At 44.3% G+C, this 18,636-nt stretch carries 14 protein-coding genes; 10 read left to right on the top strand and 4 right to left on the bottom strand.

Going from position 1 to position 18,636, the window contains the following annotated elements:
* Nucleotides 1-100 precede the first annotated feature (100 nt).
* Entirely contained in the window at nt 101-2,266 is a 2,166-nt protein-coding gene (ppk1, locus tag AC58QM_RS28760) for a polyphosphate kinase 1 (RefSeq protein WP_497288221.1), read from the top strand.
* On the opposite strand, the gene AC58QM_RS28755 is transcribed toward ppk1, so the two are convergent.
* Nucleotides 2,232-3,770: a Ppx/GppA phosphatase family protein gene (locus AC58QM_RS28755; RefSeq protein ID WP_497288220.1), complete on the bottom strand. Its 1,539-nt coding sequence runs from the start codon at nt 3,768-3,770 to the stop codon at nt 2,232-2,234. The two genes, ppk1 and AC58QM_RS28755, sit on opposite strands and share 35 nt — an antisense overlap.
* A gap of 299 nt (nt 3,771-4,069) precedes the next feature.
* Here AC58QM_RS28755 and citZ point away from each other — a divergent pair, with 299 nt between their 5' ends.
* The 4 genes from citZ (at nt 4,070) to AC58QM_RS28735 (ending at nt 8,278) form a co-directional block, all read left to right on the top strand.
* On the top strand, nt 4,070-5,182 hold the full coding sequence (gene citZ, locus AC58QM_RS28750; protein ID WP_497288219.1) for a citrate synthase: 1,113 nt from the start codon (nt 4,070-4,072) through the stop codon (nt 5,180-5,182).
* 155 nt (nt 5,183-5,337) lie between these two features.
* Nucleotides 5,338-6,636: an NADP-dependent isocitrate dehydrogenase gene (gene icd / locus AC58QM_RS28745; RefSeq protein WP_056624036.1), complete on the top strand. Its 1,299-nt coding sequence runs from the start codon at nt 5,338-5,340 to the stop codon at nt 6,634-6,636.
* Nucleotides 6,637-6,686: 50 nt separating this feature from the next.
* Complete coding sequence (mdh, locus tag AC58QM_RS28740; RefSeq protein ID WP_497288218.1) at nt 6,687-7,628, top strand: malate dehydrogenase; 942 nt, start codon at nt 6,687-6,689, stop codon at nt 7,626-7,628.
* Nucleotides 7,629-7,843: 215 nt separating this feature from the next.
* Nucleotides 7,844-8,278 (top strand): hypothetical protein, encoded by a 435-nt coding sequence (locus tag AC58QM_RS28735; protein WP_310500409.1) that lies wholly within the window; start codon nt 7,844-7,846, stop codon nt 8,276-8,278.
* A 96-nt stretch (nt 8,279-8,374) separates the two neighbouring features.
* Here AC58QM_RS28735 and yfbR read toward each other — a convergent pair whose 3' ends face one another.
* Nucleotides 8,375-8,974 carry a 5'-deoxynucleotidase gene (gene yfbR / locus AC58QM_RS28730; RefSeq protein WP_497288241.1) on the bottom strand — a complete coding sequence of 200 codons (600 nt, stop codon included), beginning with the start codon at nt 8,972-8,974 and terminating at the stop codon, nt 8,375-8,377.
* Between the two features lie 190 nt (nt 8,975-9,164).
* Between yfbR and AC58QM_RS28725 the strand changes: the two genes are divergently transcribed.
* Complete coding sequence (locus tag AC58QM_RS28725) at nt 9,165-9,383, top strand: YczF family membrane protein (protein ID WP_497288217.1); 219 nt, start codon at nt 9,165-9,167, stop codon at nt 9,381-9,383.
* A 117-nt stretch (nt 9,384-9,500) separates the two neighbouring features.
* Here AC58QM_RS28725 and AC58QM_RS28720 read toward each other — a convergent pair whose 3' ends face one another.
* Nucleotides 9,501-10,334, bottom strand: coding sequence for an AraC family transcriptional regulator (locus AC58QM_RS28720; RefSeq protein ID WP_497288216.1), 834 nt, complete (start codon nt 10,332-10,334; stop codon nt 9,501-9,503).
* A 129-nt stretch (nt 10,335-10,463) separates the two neighbouring features.
* Here AC58QM_RS28720 and AC58QM_RS28715 point away from each other — a divergent pair, with 129 nt between their 5' ends.
* Complete coding sequence (locus AC58QM_RS28715; RefSeq protein WP_497288215.1) at nt 10,464-12,524, top strand: beta-galactosidase; 2,061 nt, start codon at nt 10,464-10,466, stop codon at nt 12,522-12,524.
* Nucleotides 12,525-12,578: 54 nt separating this feature from the next.
* Here the strand turns inward: AC58QM_RS28715 and AC58QM_RS28710 are convergent, their stop codons facing one another.
* Nucleotides 12,579-13,706 (bottom strand): GerAB/ArcD/ProY family transporter, encoded by a 1,128-nt coding sequence (locus tag AC58QM_RS28710; protein ID WP_497288214.1) that lies wholly within the window; start codon nt 13,704-13,706, stop codon nt 12,579-12,581.
* Nucleotides 13,707-13,873: 167 nt separating this feature from the next.
* Between AC58QM_RS28710 and AC58QM_RS28705 the strand changes: the two genes are divergently transcribed.
* The 3 genes from AC58QM_RS28705 to AC58QM_RS28695 all read left to right on the top strand — a co-directional run bounded on the left by AC58QM_RS28705 (nt 13,874) and on the right by AC58QM_RS28695 (nt 18,472).
* Nucleotides 13,874-15,478: a spore germination protein gene (locus tag AC58QM_RS28705; RefSeq protein ID WP_497288240.1), complete on the top strand. Its 1,605-nt coding sequence runs from the start codon at nt 13,874-13,876 to the stop codon at nt 15,476-15,478.
* Between the two features lie 6 nt (nt 15,479-15,484).
* A complete protein-coding gene (locus tag AC58QM_RS28700; protein WP_497288213.1) occupies nt 15,485-16,684 on the top strand; it encodes a Ger(x)C family spore germination protein in 1,200 nt (399 codons plus the stop codon).
* Nucleotides 16,685-17,110: 426 nt separating this feature from the next.
* On the top strand, nt 17,111-18,472 hold the full coding sequence (locus AC58QM_RS28695) for a sulfatase family protein (RefSeq protein ID WP_497288212.1): 1,362 nt from the start codon (nt 17,111-17,113) through the stop codon (nt 18,470-18,472).
* The last annotated feature ends 164 nt before the right edge of the window (nt 18,473-18,636 follow it).

Raw genomic sequence — 18,636 nt, 5'->3', positions numbered from 1 at the left:
AAATACGGAAATATCATCTTATTTACAAAATCTTAATATATTGAAATACAGGGAATTGGATTGTCGCCCCCTTAGACGCATAGTACAATGGAGATAGTAGATGACTAAAAAAAGGGAAAGTACTGGAGGAATTATGAGTATTGCGCGCGAACCGGAACTGAAGGATGTTAAAGAACTCAAAGAACTCAAAGAGATCTCAACCAAGTACATTAATCGTGATTTGAGCTGGATTGAGTTCAATTGGCGTGTGCTTGAGGAAGCGCAAGATGCGAGTACGCCACTGCTAGAGCGTGTGAAATTTCTGTCGATCGTATCAAGCAACCTCGATGAATTCATGAGTGTTCGTGTCGCAGGACTTAAGGATCAAATTAAGGCTGGCTATACCAAAAAGGACTTCACTGGTTACACACCAGCAGGACTCATTAAGCGCATTATGAAACGCACGGCCAAAATGGTGACAGAGCAGTACAAAACGTACCGTGAAGTAACGCGGCTCTTAGGAAAAGAAGGTATCGTTTTCACCGAGTATGAAGATTTGAACACGTCTCAGAAGAAGGCTATGGATGCCTACTATCATGATATTATTTTCCCGGTACTTACACCGATGGCTGTCGATCAAAGTCGCCCGTTTCCTCTTGTCCATAATCAATCTTTATATTTGGCCGTGTTGCTTGTTCGCGAGGGCGATGAGTTAGATGAAGAACCGTTTTTTGCTATAGTTCAAATTCCTAGTAATTTATCTCGCTGCATCCCTGTGCCAACACGTTCGAATAGCAAAAAGACCGAGTTTATTCTACTGGAAGAGTTAATCGAGCATCATATTCAGTCTCTTTTCAGTGGTTACATACCGATTTCCGTGCATGGCTTCCGAGTGACGCGAAATGCGGATCTAACGCTCAATGAAGAAGGAGCGGAGGATTTACTCGAGGAGATTGAAAAGGAGCTAAGGCGCAGACGCTGGGGCTCTCCTGTGAGGTTGGAGGTCCAAGAAGGGATTCATCCCTACGCTTTAGCGCAATTGCAGGAAGAGTTTGAAATCGAGGAACAAATATTTGAGATTGATGGGCCGCTGGATATTACCTATTTTATGAAGCTAGCCAACTCATTGAATGGGTTTGATAATCTTCGCTATCCGCGCATTGTGGCTAAGTATCCCATTGAATTTGAAGATACAGCGAATTCCGATGAATTCTTCGAGATTCTCAAGGCAAAAGATGTGCTCGTGTATCATCCCTTCGAAACGTTCGACGCTGTGACGGACTTTATTATTCATGCGGCTTATGACCCTCACGTACTGGCGATCAAGATGACGCTATACAGAGCGAGCGGTAAATCGCCAATTATCCAAGCCTTAGCGAGAGCAGCAGAGTCAGGTAAGCAAGTGACAGTGGTCGTTGAGCTGAAGGCTAGGTTCGATGAAGAACGAAATATTGCATGGGCAAGAATGCTCGAGAAATCGGGTTGTCACGTTGTATACGGCCTTGTTGGACTCAAAACGCATGCCAAAATTACACTCGTCGTTCGTCAAGAGGAACATACACTTCGCCGATATGTCCATGTCGGAACAGGTAACTATAATGATAGTACGGCACGGCTATATACGGATGTTGGTTTGTTTACCTCCAATAGTGTTATTGGTGAAGATGCTTCTGCCCTTTTTAACGAAATTACAGGTTACTCAGATCCACATGATTGGCAATCTTTTGCCGTAGCTCCAACGGATTTAAAAGATAAGTTGTTCGAACTCATCGCGCGAGAATCTGAACATGCCCAAGCTGGCCGTCCTGCAAGGATTATTGCCAAAATGAATTCACTGTCCAATCAAGAAATGGTGGATGCGTTATACGCGGCGTCTCAGGCTGGTGTGAAGATTGAACTTATCATTCGCGGTGTGTGCTGCTTGCGGCCGGGAGTGCCGGGTCTCAGCGAGAATATTACTGTTCGGAGTATTGTAGACCGTTTTCTTGAGCATTCAAGGATCTACTATTTCGAAAATGGGGGTCGTGTCGACGTCTATCTGTCTTCAGCAGATTGGATGACGCGGAATTTAACGCGGCGGATTGAGTTGATGTGTCCAGTATTGGATCGTGAAATGAAGAAAATGATGATTCAAATTCTGAATGTGACACTCCATGACAATGTAAAGGCAAGAGAGCTCATGTCGAATGGGATGTACGCACGAATCAAAAATGAACTGACCCCTTATCGGAGCCAGTTCGAGGCCATGCGGATTACTTCATGGAAGAAACTTCGGCTTGAGCCGTAAGCTTGAGTCCCCAGATTTTATCAAAATCCTTCGTAAATGCGTGAAGCTCCCTAAGCTCCAAATAAGGGTTGTGTACGCAGCGCAGATGGAGACACATCGCAGTACCCTTACGAAGGAGGGTTAGTTCTTGAATTGGCTGAGTTTCACTAATATCCAAAGCCATTGCAAGCTTTAGAATCGCACCGAGCTTGATGATTAAGGTAACATCGGATTCCAGTAACAGGTCCTTGTACACAAGTGCCTGCTGCAGGGTCCGATTTTTTGTTTTGAAGGTTGCGATAAGCGATGCCAGGACAATCTCCCGATGGCTTAGACCGTCAATATGGGCTTCCTGGATCATATATTCCGTATGCTTGAGGAACTGATAGTAATGTACGCTGACACCAATGCGGTATAATAGCGCTGCTGTGTGCAGCAACAGCTTGCTGCGTGATTCCAACTCTGTAGGTGGTGTAAGCACATCGTACATTTGTAAAGCAAAAGCATCGATATGCCGCACATGTGCGACGGACGCATTCGGATGGAGCATCAGGATGTTCTGGAGGCTCGCTTCCAACACGTCAGCCTTCATCGGTTGCTTCGGATTAAAGGTTTCGAAAAAAAGACCGTCACGGAGTCCAGATCCGCTAACAAGACAAGAAGAGGATTTGGCTGCCTCGCAGATCGTCTCAAGGATAATCAGACCTGGTACCATAATGTCGGCTCGCTCTTTGGCGAGACCGTCAATTTTCTTTCTTTTATCAATAGGCAATGAGGATAAAAGAAGTGAAAACTCCCGAAGCTCCTCTAGCTTCATGACATAATTATGAGCGAGCTGGAGAGGGTATTTATTGCGCTTACGACTCATTTTACCTAGGGTGCGAATCGTTCCTCCCAGCCCAACCATCGGAAGATCAGGGGACTTGGCTATCCATGGCTGAGAAGCAATCGCTTCAAGGACCATTTTGCGGATTTCGTCGATTTCGGATACCGTTAGGTTAGCGCCTTTCATGTATTGGCGGGTCGTATTCACAGCGCCGAAGGGGAAGGAGACACTTTGGACCAGCTCTCTATCCTTTACTAACGAGACTTCTGTGCTGCCTCCGCCGATATCAATAATCATGCCATTGCGAATATCCATGGCATTGACGACACCTAAATAACCATAGCGAGCTTCCTCAAATCCGCTCAATACCTCAATTCGAAGTCCTGTTTGTTCCTCAAGAATTCGCACGATATCTGCTGTATTGGCAGCGTTTCGAACAGCTGCTGTTGCAACTGCTCGCACAATTGTAACAAATTGAGACTGGCATAACCTGGCATAGTGGGTTAAGATAGGAACGATTGAAATAATATCTTTGTTATGTAAGATGCCATCTTGACCCATACGTTCACTAAGTCTTGCGGAATCTTTGTGCTCACTCACGACGCGATAAGCGCCATGTGCATTCATTTCATAAATGACAAGTCGGATGGAGTTGGAACCGATATCGATGATGCCAATCCTAGTTGCATGGTTGCTCATTATGTCGCTCCTTTCAACTCATTTCACGGATTCATTGGTTACATTGTATCAATCTCGTACTTGCTCTACAAATTTTTCCGCGCTCACTGAATAATTCGGTGAAATTAACAAAAACTTGTATCGTGCGTTTGGAACCAGTTGTACGAAAATGGTGTGAAAATTTGCGCCAAAAAGAAAACTTATGATAGTGATAATGAACTTCTATGACCCCTTTTGTTCACTTACCAAGTAAAATACTTTATTATTAAAAGAAGAAAACAGCAATATTATGCTAATAGAGTAGCTAAGGAGAGATTCCCATGTCTGCAACCAAAGGTTTAGAAGGAATTGTAGCCACAACCTCGTCGATCAGCTCCATTGTAGATGGTGTGCTTACGTATCGCGGGATTGATATTGATGACCTCGCAGAAAATGCGACTTTTGAAGAAGTAATTTACTTACTTTGGTTCGGCAAATTGCCTACTCAAGCAGAGCTTGAGAAATTGCAAAGTGACCTGAACTCATACAGCAAAGTACCAGATGCGGTAATCGACCTCATTCGTGCATTCCCGAAAGATGTAAATTCCATGGCGGCGCTTCGTACAGCGGTTTCTGCACTTGCCCTTTATGATGAAGAGGCAAATGATGCTAGCATGGAATCCAATGTGCGCAAAGCGATCAAGTTGCAAGCACAAATTCCAAGCATTATCGCAGCTTTCGCACGCATTCGCGAAGGTAAAGAGCCAGTAGCTTCCCCAGGATATGCTTCTGTAGCTGCTAACTTCTTGTTCCAACTGACTGGCAAAGAGCCAGATAAAGTTGCAATTGAAGCTTTAGATAAAGCGTTGGTACTTCATGCAGACCACGAGTTGAATGCATCGACTTTCGCGGCGCGTGTAACTGTAGCAACATTGACTGACATCTATTCCGGTATTACTTCCGCTATCGGTACGCTTAAAGGGCCTCTTCACGGTGGTGCGAACGAAGCGGTTATGGTTATGCTTGAAGAGATCGGTACAGTTGAGAATGTTGTTCCGTACATTAACGGTAAATTAGAGCGCAAAGACAAAATCATGGGCTTCGGTCACCGCGTATACAAAAACGGCGATCCACGTGCAAAGCACTTGCAAAAAATGTCTTATGAGCTTGGCAAATTGACTGGCAACCTCAAATGGTACGAAATGTCCATTAAAGCAGACGAGTTGGTAACAGGTCTTAAAGGCTTGAAACCAAACGTAGATTTCTATTCAGCATCCGTATATACGACGCTAGAAATCCCACGTGACTTGTTTACGCCAATCTTCGCGATTAGCCGTACTTCCGGTTGGGCAGCTCACATTCTTGAGCAGTACGAGAACAACCGCTTGATCCGTCCTCGCGCAGAGTACACAGGTCCAGTTAACCAAAAATATATCCCAATTAGCCAACGCTAATTGTTCATGCTATTTAAGCTCAAGGTGCGGGCGTTTGGTACTGGGCCCTAGTTCTTCTGGGGGAGTACTGAGACACCCGTCACTTTTTGTGTGCCTAGTTATGCACAGCATATAGAAGAAACCATTTTAGACAAATTTGAGGAGGAGCAATTATCATGCCACAATTCGAAAACTACGAACTTCCAACAGAAGGTCAAAAAATCACGATCGAGAACGGTGTTCTTCAAGTTCCTAACAACCCAATTATCCCTTTCATCGAGGGTGACGGTACAGGTCCTGACATTTGGGCGGCTTCCGTTCGTGTACTAGATGCAGCAGTTGAGAAAGCATACAAAGGCGAAAAGAAAATCGCTTGGTACGAAGTATACGCTGGTGAGAAAGCATTCAACAAATTCAACAGCTGGTTGCCGAATGATACATTAACAGCAATGAAAGAATATATCGTATCCATCAAAGGACCTCTAACTACACCAATCGGTGGCGGTATCCGTTCCTTGAACGTGGCACTTCGTCAAGAGCTTGATCTTTACGTATGTTCCCGTCCAGTTCGTTACTTCGATGGCGTTCCATCCCCAGTTAAACGTCCTGAGTTGGTTGACATGGTTATTTTCCGTGAAAACACAGAAGACATCTACGCTGGTATCGAGTGGGAAGCTGGTTCTGAAGCGGTTAAGAAAGTAATCTCCTTCTTGCAAAACGAAATGGGCGTTAACAAAATCCGTTTCCCAGAAACTTCAGGTATCGGTGTTAAGCCAGTATCCTCCGAGGGTACAGAGCGTTTGGTTCGCGCTGCAATCGAGTACGCAATCAAACATGGTCGTAAAACATTAACATTGGTTCACAAAGGTAACATCATGAAGTTCACAGAAGGCGCGTTCAAAAACTGGGGTTATGAGTTGGCTGAGCGTGAATATGCTGATAAAACATTTACATGGGCACAATACGATCGTATTAAAGAAGCAGAAGGCGCAGAAGCAGCAAACAAAGCTCAAAAAGACGCTGAAGCTGCTGGCAAAATCATCGTAAAAGATGCTATCGCTGACATCGCTCTTCAACAAGTATTGACACGTCCAACTGATTTCGACGTAATCGCTACATTGAACCTGAATGGTGACTACCTGTCTGATGCACTAGCTGCACAAGTTGGTGGTATTGGTATTGCTCCAGGAGCAAACATTAACTACTTGACTGGTCACGCGATCTTCGAAGCAACTCACGGTACAGCTCCTAAATACGCTGGTCTTGACGTTGTTAACCCAGGTTCCGTTATCCTTTCCGGCGTAATGTTGCTTGAGCACCTTGGTTGGTTGGAAGCTGCTGAACTGATCTACAAAGGTTTGGAAACATCCATCAACAACAAAACAGTTACTTATGACTTCGCACGTTTGATGGAAGGCGCTAAAGAAATTAAGTGCTCCGAGTTCGCGAACGAAATCATCAAAAACATGGCTTAATTTTTACCTATCGTTGAGTTAGACAAAAGTTATGAGGAGGTATATTTTAAATGGCTATTCGTCGTAATAAAATTACCGTTGTTGGCGCGGGTTTTACAGGTGCTACTACTGCTCTAATGCTAGCTCAAAAAGAACTTGGTGATGTTGTTTTACTCGATATACCGCAATTAGAAAACCCTACAAAGGGAAAAGCACTTGATATGCTTGAAGCAGGTCCTGTGCAAGGCTATGACGCTCAAATCACGGGTACATCCAGCTACTCGGATGCAGCGGGTTCCGACATTGTTATCATCACAGCAGGTATCGCTCGCAAACCTGGGATGAGCCGCGACGATCTCGTTAACACCAATGCGGGTATCGTGAAATCCGTATGTGAGAATGTGAAAGAAGTGGCTCCAGATGCGATCGTAATCATCTTGAGTAATCCTGTAGATGCGATGACGTATGTCGCTTATCAAGCACTTGGTTTCCCGAAACATCGTGTCATTGGTCAATCCGGAGTTCTGGATACAGCCCGTTACTTAACGTTTATCTCCCAAGAGCTGAACGTGTCCGTTGAGGATGTAAAAGGGGTTGTTATCGGCGGACACGGCGATGACATGGTGCCACTCGTACGCTACACGTACGCTGGCGGTGTGCCCATCGAGAAGCTGATTCCAGCTGATCGCATTGAGGCTATCGTGCAACGGACTCGTACTGGCGGCGGCGAAATCGTTAACTTGCTTGGTAACGGTAGTGCATACTACGCACCAGCAGCTTCCCTTGTGCAGATGACCGAAGCAATCCTTAAAGACAAGAAACGGATCATCCCGACAATCGCACTTCTCGAGGGCGAGTATGGGTATGATAACCTGTTCATGGGTGTTCTGACGGTCCTTGGTGCTAACGGCATCGAGAAAATCATGGACATTGAATTGACAGAAGCTGAGAAATCAGCTTTGGACAAAACAGCGGAATCCGTACGCAATGTCATTAAAGTTGTATCAGGTTAATCGTTATAGTCATCAATGGCCAGCTTCCTAGGTTATAGGAGGTTGGTCTTTTTTTTGTCGCGATGCCTATGTCGGTGTTTTCTGCGTATTTGGTCACATTTTTATGGAGATATGGTGAAATTACGGATTATATGACATCGCTTTCTTGTTACGTTCATGCCGATTCTGTATACTAAAAGAGAACGATTCTAATTAAAATTGCGGAGGTCGACTCAATGTACCAGGTTATGATTTTTTTACATGTAATTAGTGCTTTAATGCTTGGCTCTTATGTTGTTTTCCCTTTCATTGTGGGACGAGCTGCAAGCTTATCTGGAGCAGGACAAGAAAGCTTCATGGGATTGCTATCTACGATGAATCGTGTTGGTCAATTTTCATTGATTGTTACTTTCCTTTCCGGTGGAGCGATGGTAAGTCAAATCGATCCTATGCCGTCTGCTTTATGGATGGCGGTAGCTGTTATTCTTCTAGTGATTGTTGGGGCTGTAACAGGAATGATCGGTGGTCGTATTAAAAAGTTGAAAGCGAATAGCGCAGCAGGGAAAAGTACTGCGACGGATGCTGCTAAAATCAAAACATTCAGCTGGATCGCTTCTATCTCGGTTATCCTAGCTATTCTAGTTATGACAAATCCTCAAATTTTGGGATAGTCGATACAGCTACACAAACAAAGAACCTCTTACATCGCATGGGTTATGCGGGATAAGGGGTTCTTTGTTTTGTTTATTGTAAATTCAAACGGTATCTTATTCGCTCGGATCCGCGATATCCAACGTAATCTCATCTAACGTTTTCTCGAAAGATGCGCTCATATGCTCCAAGAAGTAATCGACTTCCGGCATATTCATCTTCTTCAAACTGTCGAGCACTTGCTGCTTGGCGACGACGAATTCCCGGTTGCCGGTAGAGAGCTCAGTTAGACATTTGATGTAGGCTTCAATCAAATCAGCGGCTTTGACCCAGCGGTAGAGCTCAGGGTCAGGATCTTGAATGAGGCCGCGGTAGATGTTGCTAAGCGCAGGTGGAATCGTGCCGATTAATCGTTCTACAGCTACGTCCTCAATCTCGCGAAAATTCCGCAGGATTTGCTCATTGTTGTGTTTAACAGGCTGAGGGATATCACCTGTCAGCACCTCAGAGGCATCATGGAACAAGGCGATGGAGACGACGCGGTCCGTGGGTACATTCCCACCATACACTTCGTTGGAGATCGTGCACAGCATATGAGCAATAGAAGCTACGTAGAAGGAATGCTCGGCTACGTTCTCGCGGCGCATATTCCACATGAGGCTCCAGCGGTCGATATATTTGAGACGATATAGATAGGCAAAAAAGTGATGATTCATCATAAATTCCTCCTAGAAACGGAGCGCATGCATTCCGCAATTTAATGTACCCTAACAGGTATAACACTTCGCCTATTTGAAGTCAACATGGCTGGCACCATGCCAACAACTTTGTAGGGAAAGGTGTAGAAACGAAATTTTAGGTTAGGTTAATGGTAACACGAACATTTACAGCTAAGGGGGAGGAAAAATGAAAATAATCGGTATATTTTGTATTGTACTGGTATTTAATATCCTATTAGTCATTGAGATGGATATCCTCCTCGGCTTTAGCTTATATCACTCCCTCGATAACATGATGAATCATTTTCGTGCAATGTCAGCACCGGAACATGTTCTTTTGATCTTTATGTTTGTGTTCTTACTGATAGCGCCAATCAAACTGCTGATGAAAAAAACGAATAAATAAGAAAAATAATTCGAAGAACTCGAAATGTAATGAACAACAATAAAGAGCGTCATAATCGGATGATTATGACGCTCTTTGCCAATTCTTTTTGAATCACTATTCGTTGCCGTAAAATGCTTATTTTTTGATAAATTGCTTAGGAGTCTGGCCATAGGTTCGTTTGAAGATGCGAATGAAATAGCTTGTCTCCATGCCCATCTGCTGTGCCACTTTTTCAATGGAGATGCCAGGGTGATCCTGCAGGAGTTGGATTGAGCGGCGCATGCGGATTTGTTGAATGTATTGTTGCGGCGTAACGCCATAGCTGCTGATGAATAGGCGGTTAAAATGCTGAATGGAGTAACCGACTGTTCTAGCCAAGTTGGCTAGCAGTAAACGCTCATTATAATGATCATGAATGAGCTTGATCGCTTCTTGAAGAGCGACATTAGGTTGCCCAGCTGCATGGACGCGTTGCTTCAGCTCAGGGCTAGTTTGGCTTTCAAGGATAAGTAAGAGCATATCGTACATCCGCCGGGACGCTTCCCAGTAGCTAGTTTCTCCATTTAAGCTGATCAGATGCCATAAGGACTCAAGCTTACGCCATAGCTCATGAAACAGGGTTTCATTGAGTTGCGTGGGGATCTGGCTGCCAAGATGGTCTACAAATGTTTGGGCCGAAGTGCCGTTGAAAGCCACGAAACCTAGCTCCCATGCGTCTTCTCCTGGCGCTGGGAAATACTCGTGCTGCACGTTGGCAGGAAGAATGAGCATGGCGCCAGGACTCATCTCTATTTCACGTACGCCAGAAATCTGGAAAATGCCTCTGCCGCTGCGACATAAAAAGAGCTGATGAGCAGGATAGCCATTTGGTCGCAAAAGCTGCTTCTGTTCATGGCTGCCAACACAATACACATAAAGGGGTACTAAGTTATCAAACGTTGCTAGTTCAGCAATAAGAAATGGCATCATGTTGACTTCACCACCAATGTTCATTTTGTACGATTTTTGATATCTTCTGTTCTACTAGTATAGTAACTATTTCCCCTATAATCAAAATAAATAATGAAGTAATAGCGATATGAAATGGGAGTGATTTGAATGTCTCGATGGATTCCACCAATAAGTTCAAAACTACCGGTCTTGATGCACGGTGCTGACTATAATCCCGACCAATGGCTGCACGATCCGCGAATTTTGGAAGAGGACTTACGGTTAATGAAGCTTGCTAATTGCAATGTGATGGCGATTGGAATTTTTGCTTGGTCGGCGTTGGAGCCGACAGAGGGGACATTTACATTTGAATGGATGGACAGGCTGCTGGATACATTTGCAGAGAATGGTATTTACGCATGGCTAGCAACACCGAGCGGAGCTCGTCCAGCCTGGATGTCTGAGAAGTATCCAGAGGTGAGAAGGGTTGAAGCGAATCGCGTACGCAATTTGCATGGCCTCAGGCACAATCATTGCTACACAAGCCCCGTGTACAGAGAGAAGACTGCGATCATGAATTCGAAGCTGGCTCAACGTTATGGGGGGCACCCAGCGGTCATCGGCTGGCACATTTCCAATGAGTTTGGTGGAGATTGCCATTGTGAGTATTGTCAGGATGCCTTCCGAGCTTGGCTGCAAAAGAAATACGGAACGCTCGAAGTACTTAATGCAACATGGTGGACGTCATTCTGGGCGCATACGTACACGAATTGGAATCAGGTCGAATCTCCGGCACCGCATGGCGAGAGTATGGTGCACGGGCATAATTTGGATTGGCGTCGATTCGTTACAGATCAAACCGTCGACTTCTGCAAACATGAAATTAATGCCATTCGGGGAGCAAATTCTGATCTGCCAGTTACAACCAACATGCACTTAATTGAAGGTTTGGATTACCGTAAATTTGCCGATATATTGGACGTCATTTCCTGGGATGCTTACCCAACTTGGCATGAACATCAGGATGACAGTGAGCTGGGAGCTATAGTTGCGTTCTATCACGACCTGTTCCGCTCATTGAAACAGAAGCCTTTTCTGCTCATGGAATGCACGCCAAGCTTGACGAATTGGCAGCCAGTCAGCAAGCTGAAGCAACCAGGCATGCACAGGCTTTCATCCCTTCAAGCTGTAGCGCATGGCTCAGATTCTGTGCAATATTTTCAATGGCGTAAAAGTCGAGGCTCCAGCGAGAAATTCCATGGTGCCGTCGTTGATCATGCAGGGCATGAGCATACACGCGTATTTAAAGATGTAGCAGAGCTAGGGCAAACTTTATCTGATATTTCAGAAATTGTCGGGACGACGACGCGTGCAGAGACAGCGATTCTATTCGATTGGGATAATCGGTGGGCGATCAAAGATGCGCAAGGTCCACGCAATATGGGCATTCATTATGAGCGAACGGTACTTGCACATCACCGAGCGTTTTGGGTGGAAGGCGTAGCTGTAGATGTCATTGGTTCTGAGGACGATATCTCCGCCTACAAGCTTATTATTGCCCCTATGTTATACCTGTGCCGGGAAGAAACGGGGAAGAAGCTTGAACAATTCGTCGCTGAGGGTGGGACGCTGGTCACAACTTATTGGTCAGGCGTTGTTGACGAGCATGACCTGTGCCATCTAGGCGGCTTTCCGGGTCCGCTTCGTAAAACGCTTGGTATTTGGGCTGAGGAGATTGAAGGTCTCTATGATCACGACCGGAATGGGGTAGCCATGTTACCTGCCAATCCTCTTGAATTGACGGGGACTTTCGAGTCACATGAGATTTGCGAAATTATTCACACAGAGGGAGCAGAGGTTCTGGGTGTGTATACGGATAGCTTTTATGCAGGCCAGCCGGCGCTTACGGTGAATCGATTCGGGGATGGTCAAGCGTATCATATGGCGACACGGATGAAGCCGGATTTTCTACAAGCTTTTTACAGTAAACTCATCCAACAAACTGGCGTTGCTCGTGCCATAGATACGGATCTCCCACTAGGAGTAACTGCTCAGGTGCGGACAGACGGTGTGACTGATTATGTGTTTATTATGAATTTTAGCGGGAAAATGACGCAAGTTTCGCTGGACGATCAATGTTACACACGTCTGGATTCGAATGAGAACTTGAAAGGGGTTATTGAACTTCCCGTTAACGGGATAGAGCTGGTCAAACGTTCGGCCAACTGACGGTGTATTGGACGGAAAGTAACATACAGTCGTTTTGAAACTGTATGTTCTTTCTTATTCCTTTTGATCTTGTTCTTGTCGAGAGCCACGTCCGATGTGTTTACGAAAAAGCGCAATAAGTAAGATCAATAAGGGAATCCCCGTTTGGATGGGAAGTTGGATATATCGAGGCAATACATTCAAGCCTTCATCAAGGTGCTCAACGAAGTTCGATGACATGAGAATGGAAGATAGCAGAATGACGATACCAATGGGCAGGGCTAACTTTCTGTAGTTATGAACTTGAAATAGATCAGAAGCTGCAAGAATGGCAGCAAGAAAAAAAGTACCTACTTTGAAAAAGCTAGTGATCACGAAAATGATGACAACAAGTGAATCTAGGCGCTGTAAAAATTCGCCGATATTGATTTCGCCCATGGTCTCAATTAAGGGGAATACAGCGTTTTGAGTATGGTAGACACCGAGAACAGCCACATTGAGTATGGTCGTTATACTTAAGATCATGCCAGAAAGTAAGATACTGATGACACCTACTTTTGCAGCGGCTTGTGAGTTATTCAAGAACGGTAAAAACATCGAAAACGTGACCATTTCAGCAAATGGAAACGTGTATACGAGAGGAAATGCGGCATGGAAAATGGGTTTCCATCCATTATCGATCATGGGCTTCAGATTATTCGTATCCATTTGTCTAGAAATGATAAGAAGGAGTACACCAAAGATAAAAACGATAATAAATAAGCTAAAGAAGATCTCAACGGATCGAACATACACTTCAATACCTCTAGTTAAACCGTAGACTAGTGCAAGAATCATGATGCCGTTAAGGATGGAAATGGGGGTTTCATTATAGGAGATCGTCGAGGTAAGCGCACCGAAATCCATTAAATTTCTACCGGATACGTAAGTAAAGTAAACGAGATAAAAAAAACCAAGGGGCCAACCTATATATTTGCCAAGAATGAGTTGCGTATATTTGGTAAAGGAGTGATTAGGATATAAGCGAAAAAGGGGAACGTAGATTAACAGGTAAGTAGCAACTCCAGCTAACATTGCAAGTAGAATAGCAATCCAGGCAGATTGTTTGGCTTCCATACCGATGTTAATGATAATGGCGTTGCCTATTTCAAACATCATCATCCATGCAAACATTTGTCCGCTATTGATTTTCTCTTTTATCATCGAAGTCCCCTATCTTGTTGTGGAGTATCTCCTTTAAATTATTACCTATATCGCGAATTGTAAAAGCTGTTTTAGAAATAAAGTCATTTTATGAGTAGGATCCTAATCACAAATAATAATGGAGATTATGGGAAATATTAATAAAAATGATCTGAGAGGATTACATGATGGATCTCTTTAAGAAATTAACGAAAAGAAGTTCTTATCATAGTTCGCTCCAGCCAAACAATTCAGGTATGGAAGCATCATTGGACCTACTGTTCACGGATCTGCATGAGAATGTGCAAGAAATTAAGACGAAGCTCGGTAACAGTTCAGACCTGGTAACTAGGGAGTTTATCATAGGTACGGAAGGAGCACTTAAGGCTTGTATCTTCTATACAGATGGTCTTACAGATGCTATTGCTGTGCAAAATTTTATCCGAGATTCACTATTACCTGAAGTGCATATTGGTTTGAACCCGACGACGGACACCGATTCTTCGGTTATGCAGCAATTAAAAAATCGTATCCTGGCTGTTGGAGAAGTCCATGAAGTCATTGATTTCAAATCTCTGTACACGTGTTTATTGTCTGGGGATGTCATTCTATTGTTGGATGGACACACCCAAGGCATTGTCATTGGTCTGCGTGGTTGGAATGAACGTGGTGTTACGGAACCCTCCAATGAAACGGTCATGCGTGGGCCTAAGGAAGGATTTTCAGAAAACATTAGAACGAATACAGCATTAATTCGCCGAAAGATTAAAGATCCTAATCTCTGGCTGGAATCTAGAAAAATTGGAAGAGTCACGCAAACGGATGTTGCGATTATGTACATTAAAGGAATTGCTGATGATTCTATCGTGGAAGAAGTCCGTAGTCGTTTAGATCGTATCGATATTGATGGAATATTGGAAAGCGGTTATATCGAAGATATGATCGAGGATAAAACGTATACGCCCTTCCCAACCGTGTACAACACAGAACGGCCGGATGTCATTGCTGGCGAGCTGTTAGAAGGGAAAATAGCCATACTCGTCGACGGAACACCGGTGGTGCTCGTCGTGCCTGCGCTCCTTGTCTCTTTCTTACAGGCGGCAGAGGATTACTATCAGCGCTGGGATATCAGTACCCTTATTCGCATCTTACGTTATAGTTCATTTTGTATTGCTCTATTAGGTCCTTCTTTGTTCATTGCAATTACAACCTTTCACCAGGAAATGCTGCCGACGTTACTCCTAATTAGCTTGGCAGCTCAGCGTGAGGGGGTTCCCTTCCCTGCGTTCATTGAAGCATTGATTATGGAAGTGACCTTTGAAATATTACGTGAGGGCGGATTGCGTATGCCCAAATCTATTGTGACTGCCATTAGTATTGTCGGAACATTGGTTATGGGTACCGCTGCGGTAGATGCCGGATTCGTATCAGCGGCCATGGTTATCGTTGTTTCTATAACGGCAATTGCAAGCTTTGCTGTTCCTGCTTTCACCATTTCTGTATCGGTTCGTATGCTTCGTTTTCCGATGATGGCACTCGCAGCCTCTTTTGGTTTGTACGGTATTATTATTGGAGTCATTATTTTGGTTCATCATTTGGGTAGTTTACGATCATTTGGCATCCCTTATCTTAGCCCTATCGCTCCCTTTAAGTTAAAGGATAATAAGGATACCATTATACGGGTACCTTGGTGGGGGATGATTTCGCGGCCTCGTATCGTGAACAAGCAAAACACTATTCGTGAGAAGACGGATCAGCCATCTCCACCGACAAGCAATCCAAAGGGAGGTTAGCCTATTATGAGAAAGCAAGTGATTGCTCTCTTGTTTATGGGGATCGTTATTGTTCTAACCGGCTGTTGGAATCGTAATGAGTTAACTGATTTGGCATTTGTGGTAGGTATGGCGATTGATAGCAGTGATGATCAGATTGAAGTATCTATCCAGGTGGTTGAACCTCAGCAAATTAATGCCAAGGGGGGATCAACTCGCATTCCTGCCATCATGTATAAAAGTAAAGCAGATACGTTAGCTGAAGCTTTAAGAAAAATGATGACAGTTTGTCCTAGAAAACCATATGTTTCTCATCTTCGTGTTCTGGCCATTGGGGAATCGCTAGCACGGGTAGGCATTGCGGACACATTAGATTATATCTCCCGTGATCATGAATTTAGGAATGATTTCTCCATTATTATTGCAAAAGGAGGAAAAGGGGCAGATGTTTTGTCAATCTTGACGGCACTGGAACCCATTCCATCCAACAGTCTATTTGACACTTTGCGTGTATCGTCCAGAGAGTGGGCACCTACGACGACAATCACACTAGACGAACTCATTACTGACTTGGTTAGCCAAGGCAAAAATCCAGTGTTATCTGGAATTGAAAGAACGGGTGATCTCAAGGTAGGCAGATCACTGGATAATTTGGAATCAACCACCCCAAATGGCAATGTACGATTAATAGGGTTGGCGGTATTTCGAAAAGATAAGCTGGTCGGCTGGTTAGATGAACCAGATAGCAAAGGTTACAATTATATTGAAGGTAATGTGAAACGTACGATCGGCAATGTGACGTGTGAGGATGGCGGACGGATCTCATTCGAAGTGTTAAATACAAAGTCAAATATGAAGGGTGAAATCAAGAACGGTGAGCCGCATATCGATATTCGGCTGCTAGTTGAACAAAACGTGGCGGAGGTCAAATGTCAAGTTGACTTAACGAAGTTAGAAACGATTGAAGGTCTTCAGGAAAGATCGAACAAGCAGTTAAAAGAGCTTATCGAACATGCTATTCATGAAGTTCAAACGAAATATCAATCTGATATTTTCGGGTTTGGTGAAGTGATTCATCGTAACGATCCGAAGGGTTGGCAACAAATAAAGGATAACTGGCAGGAATTGTTTCCAAAGTTATCCGTGAATGTTCAAGTCGAAACGAAGACGCGACTCACAGGCACAACATCAAATTCTCTTGTTGAAGAATTGAAAAATAAGAAGTAGTCCAATCAATGACGTAAATCCCTGAAATTTTGACAACAAAATTGCAAGGCATTTCAAATCGGTTAGCGTCTGGCAGTGAATCATACCAGCTTGTTTGATTTGCCTATTCAAGTTACATGATGGATGGGGTCTATATGTATATAAACTGTATAGAAAGTGACAGGGGTTTCGTGATGAAAGTAGTTGGCTATTATTACTGTGTACAGTGTGATTCCGTTCGACCCGAGTATTGTTCAGCTACCCTTTTCAAAACTGCGTTCAGAGCATTGCCTAGCGGTGAACTCTATCAGATTGGGACTTGTAAAGAGGTATGCATACCGACGAAGGGGTGAAGGGGCAACGGAGTCCTTCATTCTAGGAAATGGTAGATTAATAATGTAAATAATTGTAAGGGTTTACAAATAATAAAATCGTGAGGTGCTTCCTATGAAAACAACGAAAAAACCAAATGTAATTGTATTTTTTACGGATCAGCAGCGCTTTGATACAACTGGGGTTCATGGTAATCCCCTTGAACTGACACCTAACTTCGACCGCATGGCGATGGAGGGGACGCATGTTTATAATTCGTTTACATGCCAACCGGTATGCGGACCTGCTAGATCTTCCCTGCAAACAGGGAAATATGCGACAGAAACAGGCTGTTACGTGAATGGCATTCCGCTGCAGCAAGAGGAGCAAACGCTGGCCCATTATTTTAATGACGCTGGCTACCACACCGGATATATCGGCAAGTGGCACTTGGCTGGACAAGAACCGGTACCTCAGAATCAGAGAGGAGGCTATCAATACTGGTTAGGTTCCAATGTTCTTGAATACGCTTCGGATGCTTACGATACGGTTATGTATGACAATTTGAATAAGCCAGTGAAGCTGCCGGGCTACCGGGTAGACGCACAAACGGATGCAGCAATTCGATACATTGATCAGCATAAGGAGGAACCTTTCTTCTTATTCCTTTCCTATCTCGAGCCGCATCATCAGAATCATTCGGATAACTATCCAGCTCCACGCGGATACGAAGGTCGCTACAGCGGCAGCCAATTCATCCCTGGGGATCTGGCTACATTGGGTGGTACAGCGCATGCTCATCTTGGTGGTTATTACGGGATGGTCAAACGCTTAGATGAGGCTCTAGGACGCTTGTTCGATTGCTTAATTAGTCTAGATTTGGAGGAAGATACGATTATCATGTTTACTTCCGACCATGGCTGCCACTTTAAGACGAGGAACAATGAGTATAAGCGATCCTGTCATGATAGCTCCATTCGAGTACCGACCGCATTCACTGGCGGCTGTTTCAAGTCTGGCGGGCGTTTGCAAGAGATGATTTCTTTAGTGGATCTTCCACCAACGCTACTGGATGCAGCAGGTATTCCGGTTCCAACTTCCATGCAGGGCCGTTCTATTCTTCCGCTGCTGCGCGGTGAAAGAGATGATTGGCCAGAGGAAATACTTGTACAAATCAGCGAGTCACAAGTTGGCCGAGCTATTCGTACACACCGCTGGAAATACAGCATAAGTGCGCTGGATTTGAATCCTTATCAAGATGCAGGGGCAGAGACGTATGTCGAGGAATTTCTTTATGATCTGCAATCCGATCCCCATGAGTTGTGCAATTTGATCGGAGTTGTCTCCTTTGATAACGTTGCCTCGGATTTGCGAGCGCGTTTGATTCGTCGTATGCAGGAAGCGGGAGAAGCTGCTCCAACGATACAGCCAGCGGAAGTAAGGACTAATTCGGGTGCCAGAAGGGTGTCTGTCAGCGAGCTCCGCAAGAAGCTGTAGGTACATCATGATGTGCTAGGCGAATCGACAAAGCCATTATTCATTATAATTATAAGTTGAACATAAATAGGAGAGTGCCAGACTAACATAACACCCTCGTGTTTGGTCTGGCTTTTTTTCTACAAGCTCGCATGCCAATAGATAAAGGGATTTGTGAATGAAAG

It is taken from the genome of Paenibacillus sp. J22P165 (genome assembly GCF_059692015.1).
The sequence above is the reverse complement of the archived record's forward strand: the minus strand, read 5'-3'. Positions and strand labels throughout refer to the sequence as shown.

Bases quoted from the DNA above. Each gene is read 5' to 3' on its own strand.
- citZ (WP_497288219.1), top strand. From the start codon at position 4,070: ATGTCTGCAACCAAAGGTTTAGAAGGAATTGTAGCCACAACCTCGTCG.
- AC58QM_RS28725 (WP_497288217.1), top strand. From the start codon at position 9,165: ATGAAAATAATCGGTATATTTTGTATTGTACTGGTATTTAATATCCTA.
- AC58QM_RS28735 (WP_310500409.1), top strand. From the start codon at position 7,844: ATGTACCAGGTTATGATTTTTTTACATGTAATTAGTGCTTTAATGCTT.
- AC58QM_RS28700 (WP_497288213.1), top strand. From the start codon at position 15,485: ATGAGAAAGCAAGTGATTGCTCTCTTGTTTATGGGGATCGTTATTGTT.
- AC58QM_RS28695 (WP_497288212.1), top strand. From the start codon at position 17,111: ATGAAAACAACGAAAAAACCAAATGTAATTGTATTTTTTACGGATCAG.
- mdh (WP_497288218.1), top strand. From the start codon at position 6,687: ATGGCTATTCGTCGTAATAAAATTACCGTTGTTGGCGCGGGTTTTACA.
- AC58QM_RS28705 (WP_497288240.1), top strand. From the start codon at position 13,874: ATGGATCTCTTTAAGAAATTAACGAAAAGAAGTTCTTATCATAGTTCG.
- AC58QM_RS28715 (WP_497288215.1), top strand. From the start codon at position 10,464: ATGTCTCGATGGATTCCACCAATAAGTTCAAAACTACCGGTCTTGATG.
- ppk1 (WP_497288221.1), top strand. From the start codon at position 101: ATGACTAAAAAAAGGGAAAGTACTGGAGGAATTATGAGTATTGCGCGC.
- yfbR (WP_497288241.1), bottom strand. From the start codon at position 8,974: ATGAATCATCACTTTTTTGCCTATCTATATCGTCTCAAATATATCGAC.
- AC58QM_RS28755 (WP_497288220.1), bottom strand. From the start codon at position 3,770: ATGAGCAACCATGCAACTAGGATTGGCATCATCGATATCGGTTCCAAC.
- AC58QM_RS28720 (WP_497288216.1), bottom strand. From the start codon at position 10,334: ATGATGCCATTTCTTATTGCTGAACTAGCAACGTTTGATAACTTAGTA.
- icd (WP_056624036.1), top strand. From the start codon at position 5,338: ATGCCACAATTCGAAAACTACGAACTTCCAACAGAAGGTCAAAAAATC.
- AC58QM_RS28710 (WP_497288214.1), bottom strand. From the start codon at position 13,706: ATGATAAAAGAGAAAATCAATAGCGGACAAATGTTTGCATGGATGATG.